This is a genomic window from Flavobacteriales bacterium (assembly GCA_016700415.1).
GTDB lineage: Bacteria > Bacteroidota > Bacteroidia > Flavobacteriales_F > PHOS-HE28 > PHOS-HE28.
In genome coordinates, this window is record CP065018.1 from 2,928,489 (window position 1) to 2,949,603 (window position 21,115).

The following is a 21,115-nucleotide window of genomic DNA, read 5'->3' on the forward strand; positions in this document are numbered from 1 at the left end:
CCTTTCTTCCGCGATCCAATGACGGACAACTGATCAAGATGCGGTCCACACCTCCTTAAAACTGCCACTTCGAAATTTCGAAGTGTTCATTCCGGGTTTCTCTTGGAAGTAGCACGGGTAACTCACGCTCTGCATTACTCTCCTGCACAAGGGTTTGCTTGTGACTACTGCCCAACTACCCACCAAGTGCTGCAAGAGTTATGCACTTTTCAATGGCGGGACGGGTGGGTGCAAAACATTCTCCACAACACCGGACGGGGATAACATCTTATCGCCTTGCATTCTCGTGAATAACTCTCGCAGTGAAGCGTAATCAACAGGATAATGATGGCCCTTGTATGAAACGGTATCAATGCCACACGATTCTAAATATGTCCCGATACGCCATGAGTCTATGCCATTTGGCACTTCAACCATCGCAGCGTGCGCGTCCACCACCACACCGCTCCTTGGCTGCTTGAACGTTATTCCAGATCCGTGAACGTGATACTCCCAATACTCATTGGTTGTCACAAATCCAGATTTAGGAATAGATGAAACAAAGTTTTCACGCCCTGATGGGTGGTCATGATTAGCGAATATCCTATCAACAAGCTCCTTCTGTATTCTTGCATATTCGACCAATAACCTGATTATGTCTTTGGTGCCGGTCATCTTCGAAGCGTTTCCCTTAGATATTGGGCCTCGGATACTTGGGCGGCTCGTAAAGCTGATTGTTGCGGGCTAAGAGAAATAGTGTTTACAGGCCCCACGCTCCCGCAAGTCTTCCCGGCCAGCAAAAACTTGCGTTCCAACATGGATAGCCGGGGCGACTTGTGGGTGCTGTACGATGCTTCCATCCATGCTTATCCGTGAAGTCTTCGGACTTCACACCAAGACCTTAATACGGCTCCAATTTAAGCAGACCCGGCTTTCCTGCAATGGCCGGTGCTGAGCTGTAAACGTAATCCTCCGCCTGTTCCACATAACCCTCCACCGCCGGGTTATCGTGCAAGTAATTCAACTTCTGCGTGATCACCTCCCCAGAGATCAACTGTACGGGTCGATCGTCTTGTCGCCAAAACTGGTAATGCATGTTGTTCGAGTTGGCCGCGCCGGCCTTGGCAAAGATCGGCAGCATCCATTCCTTGCGGCTCTCTTGGTTGTTATCTGCAATGGCCTTTAAGATCTGCGAGGATGTGAATTTCTTGAGGTCCCGCAGGATGTCCGGCAAGGCATGGCCTTCTGCCGCCGCCGCGATCAAATGCACATGGTTGCTCATGATCACCCAGGCGTACAACAGCAGGCCTTTCTTCTCCTGGCAATGTCTCAGGCTGTCCACAATGATGTCCTTGTATTCGCGCCGAGTGAACACGTCCACCCACTCGACGGTGGCGAAGGAAATGAAGTAGGTTCCTTCGGGATCGTGGAACTTGTAGCTACGGCTCATGCAGCTCCGAAGGTAGTTCCGTGCGGCAGTCTGAAGACTGCCGGAAGCTTCCGTGCCTTTATCGGCTTCTGAGCGTATGCCCACAAGTCGCCCCGGCCTGTATGGTCAGGAGCCATGCCTGCGGCAGACAGGCTCACTTTACCGTTGGGCCGGGAAGACTTGCGGGAGCTTTGGGGTTCGTTGAACGAATTCGTAGAAAGCGTTGCCTTGGCGACCAACAACATATACACAACCGGCATCAACAGCAGTTCGGATGTCGACTATGACCCCTCTGCGGAGCATGTATTGCCGTTGACCGCTGCCGGCGATAATGACATCCTCCTTCTGCATTACCCACTTTCAGGCAAGGTGATCGGCGATGAGCGACCACCTGTCCGGAAGTGGTGGCCCATACCGAAGCCCCACATTCCCTATTACATCGGTGCGGCGATCATAGGGATCATGGTCATTGTCTTAGTGCGCGTGAAGCGCCGTCGCGGAGGAGAGGGGAACGGTGCCTAGTGCTTGTTGAACCGGCGCAGTGTGTCCGTCGTTTATGATCGTAAACGCAGCGTGAACGTGGCTCTCTGCTGCTGCCCCGATGCAATGATGTACCGGTCACGATCGTGATCGATCCCCGATTGAAGGAGCAGGGTTCATTGCTCGGCGATAAGCACTTTGCCGGTCACGACCACAGCATTGTAGCTCACGCGCACGCTGTACACGCCTGGCGTCGGGGACTGTAGCTTCACCTGTGTATTGCCCGTGGCCCCCGGCAGCACATCCACTGCGACCAACCTGCCCAGCGCATCCCGAACATCGATCACGGCGCCATCAGGAACGCTCGATACCATGAACGCTCCATTGCTCGGGTTCGGATAGCATAGCAATGCGTCCTGGATCAATTGCACCGGGACCACCGGCGAGAACTTGAAGCTCCCGTCCAAGTCCACGGTCCGCAGCCGATAATAGCTCAAGCCCGGCAGCGGCGCATGGTCCGTAGTGGCGTAGCGGATCGGCATCTGTGAGTTCCCCGCCGCGTCGACCACATCCACTTTTTCCCAGGTCCCCGTATCGCCGGAGCGTTCCACATCGAAGTGCGAACTGTTCAACTCGCTCGCCGTGACCCACTCCAAAGCCACATCCCGGTCGATGGCCTTGGCCTCGAAGGATAAGAGCTCCACGGGCAACGGAGAACAACTCACCCCGGCAGTGCCACCGAACTGCAGGGGTACCGTAGTGGTCACAGAACTCCAATTGCTGAAGCAGATGAGCCATTGTGTATTGGCCCCTACGTTCAAGGGTGGCTCGAAATTGCTCGGATCCCCCCCGGCGGGAGGTGTGGTTGCCAAGCCGGTCCCCCCGAACGAAACGCCGTTCCAATTGCAGCGTACCGGCGCGAGTGCATTGGACGCAACGGCACCGCACGCACTGGCATCGTACGGGTACATGGCCCAGTCGTAGAAGCCTGTTTGTGTGCCCAAGCCTCCGAAAGTGAAGGCCAACGAGCCGCCGGTGAGCACGTTCACCACCATCCACGTACTGTTCAATTCCTCGTTCCGCAAGCAGCCTTCGTTATAAGTGCCCCAGGGATTGTAGTACGGTGGCGTGAACGAGAAAATGCCATAGTCGGGATTGCCATAGGAGCCGAGCGGAGGGATCTCATTGGTGTTTCCGAAGCCATTGGGGTCGATCTGGAAATCGATGTTCGTGCACACGGGCACTGCCAGAATGCAATCGCTGGCCGTCACCGGAGGGGGTACCGAGGAAACGGTGATGCTGAACGTACCCGGGCAGGGGCTCTGAGGTGTGGGCCACGTATCGAAGATGATCCAATACTGCACCCCGGCCGTCATTGTTACGACGAGGCTCTGAGCGGTGCCAGTACCACTTACCGACCCCTGGCACATTCCCCCGGCAGCAGGGCATGCACCACTGTATACCCAGATCGAACTGTAGCTCTGTCCGGCGTAATTGATCACGTAGTTGTCCGTGGTGGTGGGCGTCACCGAGTACAGGGCTTCGTTGCCTCCAAGATAGAGCGTACTGCCCGAGCCGCAGATCCCCACGTTCGTGCTCGTAAGCAGATCGGAAGCGTGACAGATAACGGCCTGTCCGGTCACGGGCAGGCTCGGGATGCTCACCGCCGTGCACTGTCCTGGAGGAGGGGGGCATGAAGTACAGGCGATCGTCGTAGTGCAACAGTTGCTCGCCGTTCCGCAAGCTGCGTTGGTGTTCCAGTGCAAGTAATAGGTGCCGGCCGTCGGTGCCGTGAAGGTCAATGGCGAATTACCGTTCGCGACAAACGTCCCGTTGTAGGTGACTCGTCGCACGGTGATGTAGCCTCCGCAGTCACTGGTGACCGTGTATGACGTTCCCGCGACGATGCCCGTTATGGTGCTGTATTCCGACTGGAAACTGCAAGTGCTGATGGTGACCGGGGTAGTGCTCGTGGGGGCGGCGGCGGAGCCGTATGCCGTGGTATTCGTACACTGCCCACTCGCTGTGATCATGCATCCGACGGCCATCGCGCACAACAGGGGGCGGAGGATGGATGTCGGGAGGTTTGCCATCTTCACCCTATGTTCGTTCACCGGTTCAGCGCAGGGCCGCAGTTGCATGCCTGGGGATCCAAATGCTTGAATTGGCCGCTAGGGGCGAGGGGTCCGCGCTTGAAGCAGTGTGCGCTCACCCCGAATGGCTGGATGAGGGTGTTTATAGCGCCCAGGTCAAGCGTGCATTCCGGCAAGGCATGGATCAGCAGGTTCTTCGTGTACATATCGGTCCTGCTCATCACTACGTTAGGCTGGGCCGCCAACACCGCATTGATCTCGGCTGCGTGTTGTGGCGAAACGATACCCGTGATCACCGCTTGGATCTGGTCCACCTGACAATGGCTGGCGGGGGAGAAGGTGATGACGCATACCACTAGGAGCGCCATCCTCAGCACCGCTGCGGACCATCGACGCGAATATCTACTGGCCATGAACTAACAAAACAAGTGAATTATCACGATGTACACAAGGTCCCACGCTCCCGCAACTCTTCCCGGTCAGCAAGATCTTGCGTTCCGGCATGGTCAGCCGGGGCGACTTGTGGGTAATGCGAAATACTTTTCTCCAATCCTATCCGTGCAGGCTTCACTCCCGCTTCACGCTGCACCCGATGTTGCGCGTGGTGGCCGGTTCCGGTGCGCGCCCTTCCACTACGGCGGTGATGGCGTTCCGCAGCCACGGCTCTTTCACGCCGTCGGCACTTTTCACGTTATCGTCGATCGCGCCTTTGTAGACCAGCTTCATGTCCTTGTCGAAGAGGAAGACATGGGGCGTGGTGCGGGCACCGAAGGCATCGGCCAGCGCATGGCCTTGGTCCAGCAGGTAGCTACCACCATAGTTGTGCTCTTTGTATTGGTGCTGCATGTCGGTGTAGCTGTCACCGTCGTCGCGCTTGGCGTCGTTGCTGTTCACCAGCGCGAAGCCGATCTTCTTCGCGGCGCATCCTTTGGCCAGGGCGCCATAGCGGTCCTGCCAGCCTTCGCTGCCCTCGCTGCCGATGACGAAGGGACAGGTATTGCAACTGAAGATCACCAGCAGGCCGTTCTCCCCGGCGATGTCCTTCAGGCTGCGCTCACCGCCGATCACGTCCTTCAACTTCACGTCCATAGCGGGTGCGGCGGTGCCGATGGTAAGGTCGGGCAGATCAGTAGCGGTGAACGCTATGCCGGTGAAAGCGGTGAGGGCGAGGATCTTCAAGAGCATGGTGTGCGGGTGTTGGGTTTGGCCTAAAGTTACGTTTCCTTCTCACGGTGCGGATCCTTCCTATCGAACGAGGCCTGCTGACATGGCCAAGCGCACCAGGCCTGCGAGGTTATGCACGTTCAGCTTCTTCATCAGGTTGCTGCGGTGGGTGTCCACGGTGCGGTGTGAGATGAAGAGGCGATCGCCGATCTCCTTGTTCGAGAGGCCCTGGGCCAAGGCGGCCAGCACCTCGCGTTCCCGTTCGCTGATCGCACCGAGGCGGTCTTCCCGTGATGAGACCTCCGCCCGATGCTTGAGCAAGGATTCGGTGATCTCCGCGGAAAAGTGCTTGTTCCCCTCATGCACGGCCTGTATCGCCCGTAACAGCTCATCCCGCCCGCAGGTCTTCAGCAGGTAGCCATCGGCACCTTGCTCCATAAGGCGGCGCACCATGCTGGGCCCATCGTGCATGGTGAGGATGATCACTTTGGTCCGGGGCCACCGGTCCTTGACCTGCTGCATGGCCTCCGCACCGTCCATGCCGGGCATGTCGAGGTCCAGCAGGATGATGTCAGCGGAAAGGTGTTCCAGCAGGAAGAGCAGTTCTTTGCCCGAGGCAGCGGTGCCCACGCATTCCACCCATGCCGCATCCTGCAGCAGTCGCTGCAGCCCGTCGGTGATGATGCGGTGATCGTCGCACAACACGAGCCTCACCGGTGTCTTCAATTCCATTGCAAGTGATCGGATCAGGGCGCAAGATGGGGATGCCGATGCGATCAACCGGCGTCCAGCGGAATCCGTAGGGTGGCGTGGATCCCGCGGACCTCACCGTTGCCGATGGTGAAAATGCCGCGCAGGGCCCGGACCCGCTCACGGATGTTGCGCAGCCCGATGCCGTCGTGGCCTGCACCAAGGTCCATGCCCTTGCCGTCATCCTCATAGAGCAGGACGAGATGCCCGTTGTTCCTCAGTAATTGGAGGTTCACTTGTCGCGCTTGGGCGTGCTTCATGGTGTTCTGCACCAGCTCTTGGGCGATGCGGTACACGCCCACCTCCACGTCCGCCGGCAAGCGGTCCTGCAGGCCGAACTGATCGAACTCATGGGTGATGCCCGCACCCGCGAGGACGCGTGCAAGCATGTCCGAAGTGGCCGGGCCCAGACCTTGATCGCCCAATGCGCGCGGCATCATGGCATGGGCGATGTCGCGCACTTCGCGGCCCGCATCGTCCGCGATGGCCAATGCCTCGGAAACTGCAGAGCTTCCGCTGCCGTGTTCCGTATCCGCCTTGGCCTCAAGTTCCTCCAAGCGGAACTTGAGGCCGGTAAGCTGCTGGCCCACGCCGTCGTGCAATTCGCGGGCGATGCGGGTGCGCTCGGTCTCGGTGGCCTTGATCACACCGCGCAGCCCGGCCTCGCGCTCGGTGATGAGGGCCGCATCATGCTTTGCCCGTGCCCGGCGCCGCTGTACTTGGAACAGCAACAGCGCGGTCACCAGCACCAAGGCCGATCCGCCCACGGCGGTGACGAGCCACAATCTGCGGTGCTCCCCTTGTTGTTCCAGCTCCGCGATCTCTGCCCGTTGGGCCAGGATCCGACGTTCCTTTTTCGCGGTCTCGAATTTCGTTTCGGCCTGTGCCAGCCGCGCGCTCATGTCGGCGGTGAAGACCGAGTCCTTCAAGGCGGCGTAGTGTTGGTGGTAGAAGAAGGAGCTGTCCCCATGGTCGAGCTTGGCGTGAAGACGGGCCAGATCGAGCAGCGCCTGCATCTGCTCGCTGCGGGCGTCCACGGCGCGGCTCATGGCCAGAGCGTTCAGCAGCATGCGCCGGGCCTCGTCGAAGCGTCCCTGCCGCAAGCGGGTGCCCCCCAGCCCGATCAGGGAGGAGGCGATGGCTTTGCGTTCGCCCGCCTGCGTACGGATCGAGAGGGCTTCGCCATAGCCCGATGCAGCTTCCTCCAGCTGGCCGCGGGCCAGGTGGATGCCGGCCAGATTGTTCAACTGCACGGCCAGTTCGGGCTTCTGGTCCTGTTCGCGGAAGTAGGCGATGGCTTCCTCGTAGTGTGCGATGGCCGCTGCGGTGTCGCCGAGCTGTACCTCCACGTTGGCCATGTTGCCATGCGACGCGGCCAGTCCGGCCCCGTCGCCGATGCGGGCTCGGATCGCGGCCGCTCGGCGGTGCGTGGCCAGGGCGTCGGGCAGTCGATTCAGGTTGAAGCGCAGGATGGCGATGTTGTTCAGGATGGCGGCTTCATGGGCGGGCGGTCCGGTCCGCTCATAGATCTGCAAGGCTTTGAGGTCCTCTTCCAAGGCTTCTTCCAGCATGAAGCGGGCCTGATAGATGATGCCGAGCTTGTTGTACACGGCGGCCATGCCCGCGGAGTCGCCGAGCTGGGTACGCAGGCCGAGCGAGCGCCGCAACAGGCTGTCCGCTGCGGTAAAGTCACTGCGGTCGATATGGAGGATGGCGATGTCGTTGCAGGCCTGCGCCTCACCGCGCCGATATTGCAGCTTTTGGGCAAGCCTTAGCGCGGCGTTACCAAGGATCAGGGCCGAGTCCGCATCCGTTCGGCGGTATGCGAAGCAGAGGTCGGAGAGCTTCAGCACCTTGGCCGTGTCATCCGGCAGTGCCAGCACTTGCGGGACCGAAGCGGCCGCAGGCTGTGCTTGTGCGGTGCCCCAATGCGCCAAGGCCATTGCCAGCACGGATACTCGGACCAATGCTCGGAGCGGCCGGTGGCGGCGGAAGGAAGGATGCCTCGGCAGCGGGTGGCGCATGCTGCGAAAATAGCCGCCGCGCCGTGACAAAGAACCGGGCGGGCAGGGCTATCGGGTCTTATTTCTCGCGCCTTTCGGCGCTTCGCACAGCATTCAAGGAACCACGGATACACACGGATCTGCACGGATGAGGGCCAGAACAGAACAATAGGGTCATAGCGCATGCGCTCATCGATCATGGAGCTTGGATCCGTGCCTATCCGTGTCCATCCGTGGTAAAGAACACTCGGTCTTGTGCGCCCGCAGGGCGCTCAAGACCCGATAGCCCTAACCGGGCGGACGACCTGAAATACAGGCACCCGCTCCGCCCAGCCCTTCCGTGGTTGCTTACAGCGGGATGTTGCCGTGCTTCTTCCGGGGAAGCCGCTTGGCCTTGTTGCGGAGCATGCGCAACGCCTCGATCACCTTTTGGCGGGTCTCCGAAGGCTGGATCACCTCGTCGATGAAGCCGAACGCGGCTGCCTCGTAAGGATTGGCGAAACGTTCTTTGTACTCCGCCTCCTTTTCCGCAAGGGTGGCCTCCGGGTCCGCCGACTTCTTGATGTCGTTGCGGAAGATGATCTCGGCGGCACCTTTCGCGCCCATCACGGCGATCTCCGCAGCGGGCCACGCGTAGTTCATGTCACAGCCGATGTGCTTGCTGTTCATCACGTCATACGCGCCGCCGTAGGCTTTCCGTGTGATCACGGTGATGCGTGGCACGGTGGCCTCGCTGAAGGCATACAGCAGCTTGGCGCCATGGTCGATGATGCCGCGCCATTCCTGTTCGGTGCCGGGGAGGAAGCCGGGAACGTCCACGAAGACGAGCAACGGGATGTTGAAGGCGTCGCAGAATCGCACGAAGCGGGCGGCCTTGATGCTGGCATCGATGTCCAGCACGCCGGCGAGCACCGAGGGCTGGTTCGCCACGCAGCCCACCGTCTCACCGGCCACGCGGGCAAAGCCGATCACCATGTTACGCGCATATTCCGCATGCACTTCCATGCTGCTGTCGGGGTCGATCACCGCGTTCAGCACGTCCCGGATGTCGTAGGGCTGGTTGGGGTTCTCCGGCAGGATGGTGTTCAGCGCGGGGCGTGATTCGTCACCGGGCTCGTACGGCAGCACGGGTGCGCGTTCCTCGCAGTTGTTCGGCATATAGCCCACCAAGCGGCGCAACTGGTCGAGGGCGTCCATTTCGTCCGGCGCGGTAAAATGCGCCACGCCGCTCTTGGAGGCGTGGGTGCTGGCACCGCCGAGTTCCTCGGCGGTCACCGTTTCGTGCGTCACGGTCTTCACCACGTTGGGGCCGGTGACGAACATGTAGCTGGTGCTCTCCACCATCAGCACGAAGTCCGTGAGGGCGGGGCTGTACACGGCACCGCCCGCGCAGGGGCCGAGGATGGCGCTGATCTGCGGCACCACGCCGCTGGCCATCACGTTGCGGTGGAAGATGTCCGCATAGCCACCAAGAGAGACCACTCCCTCCTGGATGCGCGCGCCGCCACTGTCGTTCAGGCCGATGACCGGGGAGCCGTTCTGCATGGCGAGGTCCATGACGCGGCAGATCTTTTCCGCGTGCGCCTCGGCCAAGGAGCCGCCGAGCACGGTAAAATCCTGCGAGAACACGTAGACGGTACGCCCTTGAATGGTGCCGTAGCCGGTGATCACGCCGTCGCCGAGGAAGTGCTGCTTGTCCAGCCCGAAGTGGACGCTGCGGTGCGTCACCAATTGGCCGATCTCCTGGAAGGAACCTTCGTCCAGCAGCAGGTGGATACGCTCGCGGGCGGTGAGTTTGCCCTTTTTGTGCTGGGCGTCGATGCGTTCGGTGCCTCCTCCCAGCAAGGCTTCTCCGGTCTTCTCCCCCAACAGGGCGAACTTGGCTTTCATGTCCATGGCGGCTCTTTGGCTTTTGGCGCACAGGCAATTGGGCGGGCGCCGGCCAAATGTAGAACGCATGGCATCGCTGCTTCCCCTACATTCGTCGGCAGATGACCTGGCGCTTTGCCGACCTTCCCATACGCACCAAGTTCCTGTTCACTCTGGGCATCCCGGTGATCGGGCTTATTGCGCTTATCAGCAAGCAGGTGGATTCCAGCATCAAGCGCAATGATGTACTGGGCTACGTTTCCAATCAGGCCCGTAACATCCGCGTGATCGGCGACGTGGTGGACGGGCTGCAGAATGAAAGTGCGGTGACCGTGGCCACGATGGAGGGGGTCTTGCCGAACGCCCGTCTCTTGGAACTGGTCCGCGTACAAAGCGACGCGTACATCACGCGGCTGAACGATCCGGGCTTGACCATCGATCCCCTCCTGCGGCCCGGTGACGTGCTTCGGCCGTTGGAGAGCTACCGCGAGCGGGTCGACGCACGGAACATCTCGGCCGCGCATGCCGAAGAGGTCTATCGGGCCATGGACAATGAACTGCTGCGCAATTTGGGGGAGGTCTCCAAGCAGGCGATGGACCCGGAGACGAACGACAAGCTATTTGCTCACCAAAGTCTGCTCAACGCGAAGGAGGCGCTCAACGACATCCGTAACCGCATCCTGCGCGCTTTCGCCACCGGGACGCTCAGTACGGCGGGCCTTGGTGAGCTCAACGAGCGGATCGCCGTGTACGAAACGAGCACCGTGCTGTTCCAGCGCGACGCCACGCCCGACGTGCTGGGTTACTACCGCAGCACCTTCCAAGGCCCGGAGGTCAATTTCGTACGGTCCATGATCGGTACCGTCCATGAGAAGCGCTCAGTCAGTGGGCTGGGCACCACCGCCGCGGAATGGTGGGAGCTGAGCGGCAAGACCATGGAGCGCATGCGGGAGGTGGAGGAGCGTTCCATCGACTCGATCATCGTGGCCAGCCAAGGCTTTTCCGGCGCGGCGCGGAACCGCTTACTGCTGGTGCTGCTGGCCCTATTGGGCGTAGTGGGCGCAGTGGCCGTGATGGCCGTGGTGATCATGCGCGGGATCCGCAGCACCGTCTCGGAGGTCACCGATGCGGCCTCGGCGCTGGCCCAGGGCGATGTGCGCGCACGTGTCCCGGTGACCTCCAATGACGAAGTGGGCCACATGGCCGGGTCCTTCAACGCGATGATCGAGGCGATACGCTCGCTTTCCGCCAGCGCGGACGCCATCGGGAAGGGGAACTACGAGACTCCTGTGATCGTGCGCGGGGACCAGGACGTGCTGGGCCACTCCCTTACCCGGATGCGGGACAACCTCAAGTCCGCACGTGAGCGGGACATGGAGAACAACCGTGCGCTCCGCGAGGAAAAAGAGAAGCTCGAAAAGGCCAATGAGCGCATCCAGACGCTCATCCGCGAGATCCACCACCGGGTGAAGAACAACCTGCAGGTGGTGGCCAGCATGCTCCGCCTGCAATCCGGTACCATTGCGGACGAGCATCTCCAGCAGATCTTCGCGCAGAGCCAAAGCCGTGTGGCCTCCATGGCCCTGATCCATGAGAAGCTGTACAAGGGTGATGACCTCGCGCAAGTGGACCTGTCCCAGTACATCAAGGATCTTTTTGCGGAGCTGGTGCAGTTGAACAAGGTCCGTGAAAGCATCCGCTACCGCACCGCGATAGATCCGGACCTCGTACTGGACCTGGACACCATGGTGCCCTTGGGCTTGATCCTCAACGAGCTGATCACTAATTCGTTCAAGCACGCGTTCTCCGAAGGGCAGGAGGGCTTCATCAATTTAAGGATCCATCGTGCAGACGATGATAAGTTCGATCTGCAATACAGCGACAATGGCCAAGGGATACCCGAGGAGAAGTTGACCGGCGACACCGGCACGTTGGGCCGCAGCCTGATCGAAAGCCTTGTGGAGCAGCTCGACGGATTCATGACCCTGGAAAGTGACGGCACGGGAACGCGCTACCACATCCGTTTCAAGGTGAGTTGAAAGCGTGTACATACCCCTTGCTCGAGGTTTGACCGGAAGGCACAGGAACACGTTGCCGCAGCTCCCACGTACAGCCTTTGCCAAGCGCCGATCGGCATTCGGCCTCGAACCCGATGAGCGAACAGCGGCGCTTGATGTTGTGAAGGCCGGCGTTGGCCATCACCGTTGCCGGGTCGAAGCCCTTCCCGTTGTCCGCCAAGATGATGCCGAACGGGCTGCTGTGCAAGGTGATCGTGAGCGCGTCCGCACCGCTGTGCTTCACCATGTTGGTAACCACCTCCTGACAAACGCGAAAAAGGATCGTGCTTACATCGCCGGGCAACTGGGCCGGTATTCCCTTCACCACCACGCGCGCCGACAGTCTTCCCGTGCGTCCCAGCTGTTCGGTCATGTCCCGCAGGGCCTCCTCCAATGTCCGCTTCTCCCACATGTCGGTGTTCAGCGTATGACCGAGCCTGCGGATCTCGCTGATACTTTCCGCCAAGGCTACCCGGGCGGGGTCCAAGCGCGGGTCCGGAGGCTGGTCGTCGGCCCCCCAGTTCAGCCCCATGTGGACCACCATCAGCAACTGGGCAACATTGTCGTGCAGCTCCGCGCCCACCTCCTGCAGGGTGTGCTGCGTGGCTTCCCGCTCAGCCGTCAGCACTTCGCGTGTGTGCCGGAGGTCCAGCTCGGCCAGCTCGGCCCGGTGGTGGTGCCGGCGGCTGGTGTTGCGCACCAACATCAGCAGCACCGTGCCGATCAGCAGCACGAGCAACAGTGTTGCCACGATGATGCCCAAGGCCAGATCGGTGCCGTTCATTCCTTCAGGGGCGTTCGCCGTGCCCGCGCCTCCAAGATACAACCATAGCCGATCAAGCCGTAACGCACCACGGACAGGACCTGTACGATCGAATAGAGATATGAGGCCAATTGGGGGGAATCCTCGTAGAGCAGGCGCAAGGGACCGATGATGGGGAAGAGCGCACCGTAGAAGACCAGCAAAGCCGTAAGTACCCAAAATTCGGGCACCTTGCCCAAGGGTGTCCGGCTTTCCTCCGAAAGCCGCCAAAGCAGCACCACGACCCAAAGGGTGATCAACAGGCTGGCCATTGAAATACCCTCGGTCAGCAGGAAATCAAAGGACCGCCAGCGGGACCAGCTCCAGGTCCAGCCTGCCAAGCCCAAGAATGCCGTGATGATGAACGGCCATTTGCTTCCGGGACGGAGGACGGCCAGCAGCCGCAGTATCAATAGAAATTCAACAACGGCGAAGACGTTGTACATCGGTGCATTGCGAAGCCCTTCCCGGATGGCGAAATAGCCGACCAGCTCCGTTAAAAAGTCGATCACGAGCACCAAGAGCAGGATTGAAAAGAACTGTTGCCGGGGCCGCTTTATGCGTAAGCAGCTCCAGAGCGCGAAGACGATGCTCGCGTCCGATATCAGAATGGGAATGTGGGACCAATCCATGTCCGGCTTGGATCCGTGGAAAATTAATGGGCCGAATGAAGACAACCCATGATGGCAGAGACCTTCCTTCGGAACACTAGGGTTTTCCCGTTGAGCAATTCGGAGGGCATAGGTGGCCCAGGTCCATGGCGTGGTCGACAAGGCGTTTCGAAGGGTCAAAGCTGCCGGTGGTCAACTTGTCCTTTGTTCCATCGGCCACATGCAAGGCTAACAAATGCCGGAATTCAAAGTGGGGAGCCGGAAGGGACGCAAGCGCCCCGTAACACAGTTGCTGACTGATGCAGCTTATTACCAGTACGGTGTCCTTCACGGGGTTCTGCTCCAACAGGTTGTTCACTTTGTCGGCATATGGGTACCAAGTGCCCAAAGGGTCGGGTTCGTCACCCGTGTCCTTGAGCGCGCTGGATCCGCTGCCCGTGCGGTCCACGCGGATGTCCTTGAAATAGGCGTCGGTGTATTTCTTCGGGTCGGTTTCCGGCTTCAGGTCCGTGCCATCGAAGCTGAAGGGCTTACCCGCAAAGACCTGCAGGTTGCCATTGGCCGGGTCCGGGTACATGAACTCGAAAATGGGATGGAACTTGTCCCCGTCCAGGCCATAGTTGATGTAGATCCCCCGCACGGGCTTATCGGCTTTGGCCACGGTTTTTTGCGCTGCCTCAATGCTCTTCCACGAGATCCGCAGGACGGGGTCCTTCATCTCCACCGTGGTCCCGGCCACGTCCACTTGGAAGTGATCCCCAAAGATCTTGGCAAGTGAATCCCGGTCTGCCAGGTCATAGACCTCGTGCATGTATTGGATGTTCGTTTTATCGCAATCGGAAGTGATCGGAGCTGCCGCACGTGCCATCGGTGAGGTGGTGTCGGCAGAGGCGGACATGTCCCCTTCGCCACCGCTCCCGCAAGCGGAGAGCAGCAAGGCGCAAACGGCCGACAGAAGAGCGGTGGATGATGGTACTTTATGGAGGATCGAGGGGAACATGGGGTGTGGGTTTGGTGGACGGCGTAGGAAAGACCCGATCAAGGAACGGTAAAGTTGAGCATGCGGCAACATCCCTGCAATACCCATAAATGGGTATGTTTTCGGGATCACACTTGTGGACCGAAGATGGGGGCCATCGACCGTTCCGTTCGGCCTTCCGACCGCGTTCACTCCTCGGCCAACGCCGCCTCCACCTCCTCGCTCAGTTCCATGTTGTGGTACACGGTGTTCACGTCCTCGTCCTCGTCCAGCAGGTCGATCAGCTTCATCACGTTGCGCGCAGTGTCCAAGTCCACGGGGTGGGTGGTTAACGGAAAACGCTTGAGTTCGGCGCTCTTGGCCTCCAATTTCAATTCGTCCAGCTTGTGCTGCAAGGAGCCGAACTCGGTGTAAGGCGCCAGTATGATGAAGCCCTCCTCGTCATGGATCACGTCCTCGGCACCTGCGTCGATGCAGGCCATTTCGAACTCGTCGGTGTCCATTCCCTTCAGCGCCTCTTCCGTCACCACGAACTCGGCTTTGCGGTCGAACACATGGGACAGCGAGCCGGAGTTGCCAAGGGTGCTGTCGCATTTGTTGAAGAAGCTGCGGACGTTGGCCACGGTGCGGGTGGTATTGTTGGTGGCGGTTTCCACGAAGATGGCCACGCCGCCGGGGGCATAGCCCTCGTAGTTCATTTCCGAGTAGTCGGCCTCGTTGCCACCGGCGGCCTTTTTGATCGCGCGGTCGATGATGTCCTTGGGCATGTTCATGCCCTTGGCGTTCTGGATGGCCACCTTCAAGCGGTGGTTGGAATCAGGGCTCGGGCCGCCGGCCTTCACGGCCATGGCGATCTCCTTGCCGATGCGGGTGAAGAGCTTGCTGAGCTTGGCGTTGCGTGCGAAGATCCGGTGCTTGCGTTTTTCGAAGACCCGTCCCATGGTGCTGGTGTTTGAGATATGTTCTCGGCGCGAGTTGCGCCGATGGACCGCGAAAATAGGCAGGGCCGCCGTAAGCGCCCGACCCCGCATCCCATCGTATCCACTGTGGCCGACCCCGAACGCCATCCTGCAAACCGCTGGCGGACCCCGAAAGCTGGACATTGTGCACCGATGGATCGATCAAGAGGCTTCCTTGCTCGATCTGTAGTTCATGCTAAGCTGCGAATGGCGAATTTCAGCCCGTGCCGAGAGATCCCATGAACCGCCTCGCTGTGCAGTGTTCGCTCGTCGCGCTCGTTCTATGCGGCGCGGGGATGCCATGCGCCACGGCCCAACCCTACAAACAGGGCGAACCCTTCCGTGCCTATCCGCACCTCACGGACCTGGCGGACCGGCAGTTGTCAGCCATGGTGGAGGACCGTGAAGGACGCGTTTGGATCGGAAGCGGGGAAGGGCTTTTTGTGACGAACGGGACCACGGTGGAGCGACTGCCGTATGACCCGATGGACAGCACGGCCATTCCGGGCCGAGGCATCAATTGGATCGTCTGGCAAGGCGATTCGCTGCTTTGGTTGGCCACCGACAACGGATTGTGCGCTTGGCGTGTGGTGCACAGAAGCGCATGGCGGCCCAAGGTGCCGGACATGGCAACCTACGAGCCCGCTCTTTATGTGCATGTGGCCCAGGACGGAATGATCTGGGCGGTCTTGCGTGACGCCTTCCTACGCGTGGACCCGGGCCATGGAACAAGCACGCGCTTCACCCTGCCCGCCCGGTTCCCCGATAAGCGCATCACCGCCATTACCGACAACCCCGATCGCCCCGGCCAATTGATCATCACCACCAACGCTGTTGTCGCAGGATTCGATCCGGTTGAAGGAACGTTCCACGAATACCTCGGACCCAATGGCGAAAGGGAATACAGGACCGTGCCTGCCGTGGTGCATGCAGGGTGGATCTGGGTGGGAAGCTGGGGGCAGGGCGTGCGGCGTTTCCGGTTGGACCATTCCAAGGCGGAGCACCTGCCGATCATGCAGATGAACGATGTCCTGGGCGGATACACCACCTCGATCTCGGTCAAGGATGACAGCACGCTGTGGGTCGCGTCGGAATACGGCTTATTGGAAATGGACGCAGATGACGGAGCGATCCGCTCGGCCCATGCCATGGTGGACCCGATGCTCCCGCAACAGCATTCCGTGGCCAGCCAAGTGCTGAGCCTGAGCAAGGGCGGTGCCTTGGCGGCCACGGACAACGGCCTCTTCGTGCTGCCGGCCTCGCCGTACCCCTACCGCACGATCGAATTCCCGGACGATGGCGTGGCCGGAGCAACCCCCCTGTGGGTAATGGCCATGGCGGAAGACCCTCGCAACGCTTCGATCACCGTAGGGACATACGACGGTGCCGGAGTAGTGAAGCAGGTGGCGGATGGAACGTGGAAGGTTGTACCCGCCCCACGGGGGTCCAGTGGTGCCACTGTCCGTGTGAACAATATCCTGTACGGTCGGGATGGCCGGCTTTGGGTCGCATCCCGGGACGGTCCATTGGTGCAGGAACCGGGTGCCGGTGGCCTGGCCCCGATCTATCCGGAAGAAAGCTTTTGGTCCGCCGGTCTCTTCGAGGATTCTGAAGGTCGGCTTTGGATCGGGACAAGCAACGGCGTACGTGTGTGGCAACGCGGCCGGGGAACCGTGAAGGAATTGAAGCATGATCCCAACAACGCCAACTCCCTCATCAGCAATGCCAGGATCTGGGGGATCGCTCAGGACACGCTGAGGCGCATGTGGATCGCGACATACGCCGGATTAAGCATTTATGACGAGTCGCAGGACCGTTTTTTCAACTTCGGCAAGGACCCCACGGGCCGTTCAGGGTTCACTTCCGAGGGGGTGTACAGCGTGGTCCGCGACAGCCGCGGTGCCATGTGGGTGAGCCTGACCCATGGTGGTGTGTGCCGCGTGGAGGTGGATGCGGACGGCACCTTCCGATCCCATCCGATCGATACCCGCACCGGCCTCGATCGCGAGCGCTGTTTGCACATGGTCATCGACACGCAGGACCGGCTTTGGATCGTGAACAAAGGTGTTCTTATGATCGATACGCGGAGCGGGACCTTCAGGCGTTTCGACCGCAACGATGGCTTGCTCTCGCTGCCCGATGGCGACGCCGGGATCCTCGTGACGCGCGATGGTCGCCTCGTGCTCCACGTGGATGATGAGCCGAGGCTACAGGTATTCCGCGTCGCGGATCTCTTGCGCGAACCCGCAGCGCCCACGATCGAGCTGTTGCGGATCCGCACACGGACAAGCAACACCGCCCCGGACCAAATGGCTGCTAACGGATCGGCCATGCGCATCAAGGAAGCGGACCTGCCCCTGCAGATCGAATTCGCAGCGATCGATCTCTCGCGTCCGTTCGCTTACCAATACGCCTATCGCATCCTTGGGCGCGACTCCGCATGGCATGCGCTGGGCCCGGAACGCAGCGTACAGTTCGCTTCGCTGGAAGCCGGGCAATATCAAGTGGAATTCCGCTCCCTGCGCGGAGGCCGGGCACTCGATAATGTGAAACGGATCACCTTCATCATCACGCCGCCCTGGTACCGGACGGTGCTGGCGCAGATCATGGCGGTCCTGCTTGTCATCCTGGCGGTGTTCATCCTCTTCCGCATACGGCTGCGTTCGGTAAGGAAGGAGGAGCGACGCAAGGCCGCGTTCCAGAAGCAGCTCGCCGAAGTGGAGATGCACGCCCTGCGTGCGCAGATGAACCCGCACTTCCTCTTCAACAGCCTCAACAGCATCAAGTACTATGCGATGACGAAGACACCGCGTGAGACCGCCGACTACCTCGGCACCTTCGCCATGCTCATCCGCCGCATCCTCCAGAACTCGCGCGAAGACCTGGTACCGTTGAAGGACGAACTGGAAGCGCTACGGCTCTACATCGAGATCGAATCGCTCCGGCTCGAAGACAAGTTCGATCACCGGATCCATGTAGCCGAGGACATCGACCCGGAGCAGCTCCGCCTTCCGCCCATGCTCGTGCAACCTTACGTGGAGAACGCCATCTGGCACGGCCTGATGAACAAGGAGGAACGCGGTACGCTCACCGTGGACATCAGCATGGTCAGCGAAGAGCTGCGGATCATGATCGAGGATGACGGCGTGGGCCGTGCCAAGGCCGAGGAGATCAAGAACAAGACCGCCCATCGCGAACGATCGTTCGGCATGCGCATCACCGCCGAACGGATGGAACTCGCCGCGCAGACCCTCGGCCTGGGACTCCGGTCCACGGTGGAGGACCTCGTTGATGCGAGCGGATCGCCATGCGGCACGCGTGTGGTACTTTTCATTCCCTTGATGCACGAGGACATCACCTGACACGATCCGCCATGGGCCATACCGCCATCATCGCCGACGACGAGAAGCACAGCCGCGAAACGCTGCGCATGGAACTGGAACAGCATTGCCCGGAGGTATCCATCGTGGCGTTGTGCAGTTCCGGACCGGAGGCGATCGAAGCCGTGAAGCAGCACGCGCCGGACCTCATCTTCCTGGACGTGCAGATGCCACGCATGGACGGCTTCCAAGTGCTGGAGAAGCTGGGCGACATCAAGGGCCAGGTGATCTTCGTCACGGCCTTCGATCAGTACGCCATACGCGCCTTCCGCTTCAGCGCGGTGGACTACCTCTTGAAGCCCGTGCAACCGAGCGAATTGAAACAGGCCGTGCAGCGCTCCCTGCTCCGCGGCGATATCGCCGCCGGCAAGCAGATGCGCTTGCTCATGCACAACATGGGGACCGAAGGGGCAAGGCATCCGCGCATCGCGTTGCCCACCGGTGATGGCGTCGAATTCTTCAGCGTGGAGGACATCGTGCGTTGCGAAGCGGACAGCAACTACACGCATGTGCATGTGAAGGACGGCCGCAAGCTGCTGCTCTCCCGCACGCTCAAGGACCTGGACGACATGCTCACTCCGCACGGTTTCTTCCGCTGCCACCAGTCGCACCTGATCAATCCGCTGCACCTGACGAAATACATGCGCAGCGATGGCGGCTACCTCGTGATGGGTGACGGCACCAGCGTTCCCCTGGCGAAGAGCAAACGTGATGCGTTCCATGCGAAATTCCAGGTGTGAGGGATCCGGGCAGCGGGTCGCACTAAGCCTGAGCGGCCGAATGCTCGATCAGAAGGGGCCCTTGCTTGATCATGCCCGATGGACTGTGCAGACACCGGTAGTTTCAGGCAGTCATGCAAGGGAACCCCATGCGCTGCTGGTCCTTCGTGCTCACCTTCTTGGGTTGTGCCGCGCTGATCGCGCAGGACCTTGAACAGATCGGCCAGCAAAGCCCGGTGCAGTTCAACGCGGGCGTTCAGGCGCAGTTCGGGTTCTACCATGTGGACGGCATCGATCCGCGGCGAACGCCTTATTTCTGGTCCATCAGCGGAACGCCCACCGCCACTGTCAAGGGGATCCAGCTGCCGTTCATGGTGGTGCTCAGCGACCAGCAGCGCTCCTTCCAGCAGCCGTTCAACCAGTTCGGCATGAGCCCGTACTACAAGTGGGTGAAGGTGCATCTGGGCTACCGCGATGTGTCATTCTCGAAATTCACCCTGGCGGGCTACCGGACCTTGATGGCCGGGGTGGAACTGAACCCCGGAAAATTCCGATTCGGCTTTATCTACGGGCGTTTCCGGAAGGCCGTCGCGGAGGACACGACCGCCATGTACGATCCCGCCAAATACATCAGTGATGTGCCGGTAGCGGCATACAAGCGCATGGGGTACGCGGTGAAAGTGGGCGTGGGGACGGAGGATCAGCACGTGGATCTCGTCCTGTTGCGCGCAAGTGACGATGCCGGTTCCATCCCCAAGCCGGTGAGCACCAACTTGGCACCTGCGGAAAATCTGGTGGTCGGCTTGGTGGGAAAAGTGAAATTGTCGGAAGCGCTCCGCTGGGACTTCGACCTGGCCGGCAGTGCTTTCACCCGCGATGCGCGCAGCGATGAATTGCTGGAGGATGGAGGTGTGATCACCAACGCGGTGAACAGCTTCTTCGTGCCACGCACGAGCACGCAAGGGCTGATGGCCGTGGAAACAGGACTCGCGCTCAAACGCAAGCGCGCCCGCTACAAACTGGTGTACCGCCGCGTGGACCCGGACTACAAGAGCATGGGCGCCTACTATTTCCAGACCGATGTGGAGCAGTTGACCGGAACAGTGACCAGCAGCCTCTTCATGAACCGGCTGAGCACCAACCTCACCTTGGGCTGGCAGCACAACAACCTGAAGAAGCTGCGCACCGCCACCGCCCGGCGCATCATCGGCAACCTCGGGTTGAACTACACCAGCAAGAAGGCCTTCGGATTCCTGGTCAACTACACCAACTTCGGCATCACCCAGACCCCGGTACGGCCCAGCCTGAACGATACGGCCCTGCTGGAACAGGTGAGCCAGAACCTGCTGGTCCAGCCCCGCGCGCGCTTCACGGTCGGCAACGGCGGGCATATGATCACCTATACCTTCAACTACTTCGCGCTCAGCGATCGCAGCGACAATGCGTTCAGCAATGCCCAATTGACCGGCATGCACAACGACCTGGCCTACACGCGGAACTGGAAGCGCGCACAGGCACATCTGGGCGGCGGATTGATCTTCCGCAACACGGAAAGTCTCATCGGGAAGACCATCAGCAAGGGCGTGCATCTGGAGGCCGGCCGTTCCTGGTTGAAGGAGGGGCGCCTGAGCGCGGAACTGCGCAGCAACTTCTTGGCCAATACACTGCCCGCAGGGGGCGACGGCTCCACCTGGCAGCTCAACCTCCAAGTGAAAATGCAGGCCGGCCGCCGCTTTGCCTTCACCCTCACCCTGAGCCATCAGGACAATGCAAGCGATGACCCCACGATCCCTTCATTCACCGAGGACACCGGGCTGATCGGTGTCGACATCCGCTTCTGA

Annotated in this window: 17 protein-coding genes; 5 read left to right on the plus strand and 12 right to left on the minus strand. The window is 60.5% G+C overall.

Translation table 11 applies throughout. The annotated features are described in order from the left end of the window. Positions 1–198: 198 nt before the first annotated feature. On the minus strand, positions 199–654 hold the full coding sequence (locus IPP95_12255) for a hypothetical protein (GenBank protein QQS71945.1): 456 nt from the start codon (positions 652–654) through the stop codon (positions 199–201). A gap of 226 nt (positions 655–880) precedes the next feature. Then, positions 881–1,429 (minus strand): transposase, encoded by a 549-nt coding sequence (locus tag IPP95_12260; GenBank protein ID QQS71946.1) that lies wholly within the window; start codon positions 1,427–1,429, stop codon positions 881–883. A gap of 180 nt (positions 1,430–1,609) precedes the next feature. On the opposite strand from IPP95_12260, the gene IPP95_12265 reads away from it, so the two are divergent. After that, positions 1,610–1,930, plus strand: a complete 321-nt coding sequence (locus tag IPP95_12265; GenBank protein QQS71947.1) for a hypothetical protein — start codon at positions 1,610–1,612, stop codon at positions 1,928–1,930. A gap of 134 nt (positions 1,931–2,064) precedes the next feature. Here IPP95_12265 and IPP95_12270 read toward each other — a convergent pair whose 3' ends face one another. The 6 genes from IPP95_12270 to IPP95_12295 form a co-directional block, all read right to left on the minus strand. Further along, positions 2,065–3,981: a T9SS type A sorting domain-containing protein gene (locus tag IPP95_12270; GenBank protein QQS71948.1), complete on the minus strand. Its 1,917-nt coding sequence runs from the start codon at positions 3,979–3,981 to the stop codon at positions 2,065–2,067. A gap of 17 nt (positions 3,982–3,998) precedes the next feature. After that, positions 3,999–4,394 (minus strand): hypothetical protein, encoded by a 396-nt coding sequence (locus IPP95_12275; GenBank protein ID QQS71949.1) that lies wholly within the window; start codon positions 4,392–4,394, stop codon positions 3,999–4,001. 154 nt (positions 4,395–4,548) lie between these two features. Further along, positions 4,549–5,166 carry a thioredoxin family protein gene (locus IPP95_12280; GenBank protein QQS71950.1) on the minus strand — a complete coding sequence of 206 codons (618 nt, stop codon included), beginning with the start codon at positions 5,164–5,166 and terminating at the stop codon, positions 4,549–4,551. Between the two features lie 60 nt (positions 5,167–5,226). Further along, positions 5,227–5,877, minus strand: coding sequence for a response regulator transcription factor (locus IPP95_12285; GenBank protein QQS71951.1), 651 nt, complete (start codon positions 5,875–5,877; stop codon positions 5,227–5,229). A gap of 44 nt (positions 5,878–5,921) precedes the next feature. Beyond that, positions 5,922–7,919, minus strand: coding sequence for a tetratricopeptide repeat protein (locus IPP95_12290; protein ID QQS71952.1), 1,998 nt, complete (start codon positions 7,917–7,919; stop codon positions 5,922–5,924). Positions 7,920–8,246: 327 nt separating this feature from the next. Continuing rightward, the gene (locus IPP95_12295; GenBank protein QQS74264.1) at positions 8,247–9,788 is read right to left on the minus strand and encodes an acyl-CoA carboxylase subunit beta; all 1,542 of its coding nucleotides are present in this window, start codon (positions 9,786–9,788) and stop codon (positions 8,247–8,249) included. Positions 9,789–9,889: 101 nt separating this feature from the next. Here IPP95_12295 and IPP95_12300 point away from each other — a divergent pair, with 101 nt between their 5' ends. Next, positions 9,890–11,806 (plus strand): nitrate- and nitrite sensing domain-containing protein, encoded by a 1,917-nt coding sequence (locus tag IPP95_12300; GenBank protein QQS71953.1) that lies wholly within the window; start codon positions 9,890–9,892, stop codon positions 11,804–11,806. On the opposite strand, the gene IPP95_12305 is transcribed toward IPP95_12300, so the two are convergent. The 4 genes from IPP95_12305 to IPP95_12320 form a co-directional block, all read right to left on the minus strand. Then, complete coding sequence (locus IPP95_12305; protein ID QQS71954.1) at positions 11,793–12,608, minus strand: hypothetical protein; 816 nt, start codon at positions 12,606–12,608, stop codon at positions 11,793–11,795. The two genes, IPP95_12300 and IPP95_12305, sit on opposite strands and share 14 nt — an antisense overlap. Beyond that, positions 12,605–13,258 (minus strand): hypothetical protein, encoded by a 654-nt coding sequence (locus tag IPP95_12310; protein QQS71955.1) that lies wholly within the window; start codon positions 13,256–13,258, stop codon positions 12,605–12,607. The genes IPP95_12305 and IPP95_12310 overlap by 4 nt, the downstream gene beginning before the upstream one ends. A 76-nt stretch (positions 13,259–13,334) precedes the next feature. Next, the gene (locus tag IPP95_12315) at positions 13,335–14,237 is read right to left on the minus strand and encodes a hypothetical protein (protein ID QQS71956.1); all 903 of its coding nucleotides are present in this window, start codon (positions 14,235–14,237) and stop codon (positions 13,335–13,337) included. A 167-nt stretch (positions 14,238–14,404) separates the two neighbouring features. Continuing rightward, positions 14,405–15,157 carry a YebC/PmpR family DNA-binding transcriptional regulator gene (locus tag IPP95_12320; GenBank protein QQS71957.1) on the minus strand — a complete coding sequence of 251 codons (753 nt, stop codon included), beginning with the start codon at positions 15,155–15,157 and terminating at the stop codon, positions 14,405–14,407. A 257-nt stretch (positions 15,158–15,414) separates the two neighbouring features. Between IPP95_12320 and IPP95_12325 the strand changes: the two genes are divergently transcribed. The 3 genes from IPP95_12325 (at position 15,415) to IPP95_12335 (ending at position 21,115) form a co-directional block, all read left to right on the plus strand. Then, positions 15,415–18,537, plus strand: a complete 3,123-nt coding sequence (locus IPP95_12325; GenBank protein QQS71958.1) for a histidine kinase — start codon at positions 15,415–15,417, stop codon at positions 18,535–18,537. Between the two features lie 11 nt (positions 18,538–18,548). Next, a complete protein-coding gene (locus tag IPP95_12330) occupies positions 18,549–19,295 on the plus strand; it encodes a response regulator transcription factor (GenBank protein ID QQS71959.1) in 747 nt (248 codons plus the stop codon). A 113-nt stretch (positions 19,296–19,408) separates the two neighbouring features. Continuing rightward, positions 19,409–21,115 carry a hypothetical protein gene (locus tag IPP95_12335; GenBank protein QQS71960.1) on the plus strand — a complete coding sequence of 569 codons (1,707 nt, stop codon included), beginning with the start codon at positions 19,409–19,411 and terminating at the stop codon, positions 21,113–21,115.

Bases quoted from the DNA above. Each gene is read 5' to 3' on its own strand.
- IPP95_12320 (QQS71957.1), bottom strand. From the start codon at position 15,157: ATGGGACGGGTCTTCGAAAAACGCAAGCACCGGATCTTCGCACGCAAC.
- IPP95_12300 (QQS71953.1), top strand. From the start codon at position 9,890: ATGACCTGGCGCTTTGCCGACCTTCCCATACGCACCAAGTTCCTGTTC.
- IPP95_12330 (QQS71959.1), top strand. From the start codon at position 18,549: ATGGGCCATACCGCCATCATCGCCGACGACGAGAAGCACAGCCGCGAA.
- IPP95_12280 (QQS71950.1), bottom strand. From the start codon at position 5,166: ATGCTCTTGAAGATCCTCGCCCTCACCGCTTTCACCGGCATAGCGTTC.
- IPP95_12290 (QQS71952.1), bottom strand. From the start codon at position 7,919: ATGCGCCACCCGCTGCCGAGGCATCCTTCCTTCCGCCGCCACCGGCCG.
- IPP95_12310 (QQS71955.1), bottom strand. From the start codon at position 13,258: ATGGATTGGTCCCACATTCCCATTCTGATATCGGACGCGAGCATCGTC.
- IPP95_12270 (QQS71948.1), bottom strand. From the start codon at position 3,981: ATGGCAAACCTCCCGACATCCATCCTCCGCCCCCTGTTGTGCGCGATG.
- IPP95_12305 (QQS71954.1), bottom strand. From the start codon at position 12,608: ATGAACGGCACCGATCTGGCCTTGGGCATCATCGTGGCAACACTGTTG.
- IPP95_12325 (QQS71958.1), top strand. From the start codon at position 15,415: ATGAACCGCCTCGCTGTGCAGTGTTCGCTCGTCGCGCTCGTTCTATGC.
- IPP95_12295 (QQS74264.1), bottom strand. From the start codon at position 9,788: ATGAAAGCCAAGTTCGCCCTGTTGGGGGAGAAGACCGGAGAAGCCTTG.
- IPP95_12285 (QQS71951.1), bottom strand. From the start codon at position 5,877: ATGGAATTGAAGACACCGGTGAGGCTCGTGTTGTGCGACGATCACCGC.
- IPP95_12335 (QQS71960.1), top strand. From the start codon at position 19,409: ATGCAAGGGAACCCCATGCGCTGCTGGTCCTTCGTGCTCACCTTCTTG.
- IPP95_12260 (QQS71946.1), bottom strand. From the start codon at position 1,429: ATGAGCCGTAGCTACAAGTTCCACGATCCCGAAGGAACCTACTTCATT.
- IPP95_12275 (QQS71949.1), bottom strand. From the start codon at position 4,394: ATGGCCAGTAGATATTCGCGTCGATGGTCCGCAGCGGTGCTGAGGATG.
- IPP95_12255 (QQS71945.1), bottom strand. From the start codon at position 654: ATGACCGGCACCAAAGACATAATCAGGTTATTGGTCGAATATGCAAGA.
- IPP95_12315 (QQS71956.1), bottom strand. From the start codon at position 14,237: ATGTTCCCCTCGATCCTCCATAAAGTACCATCATCCACCGCTCTTCTG.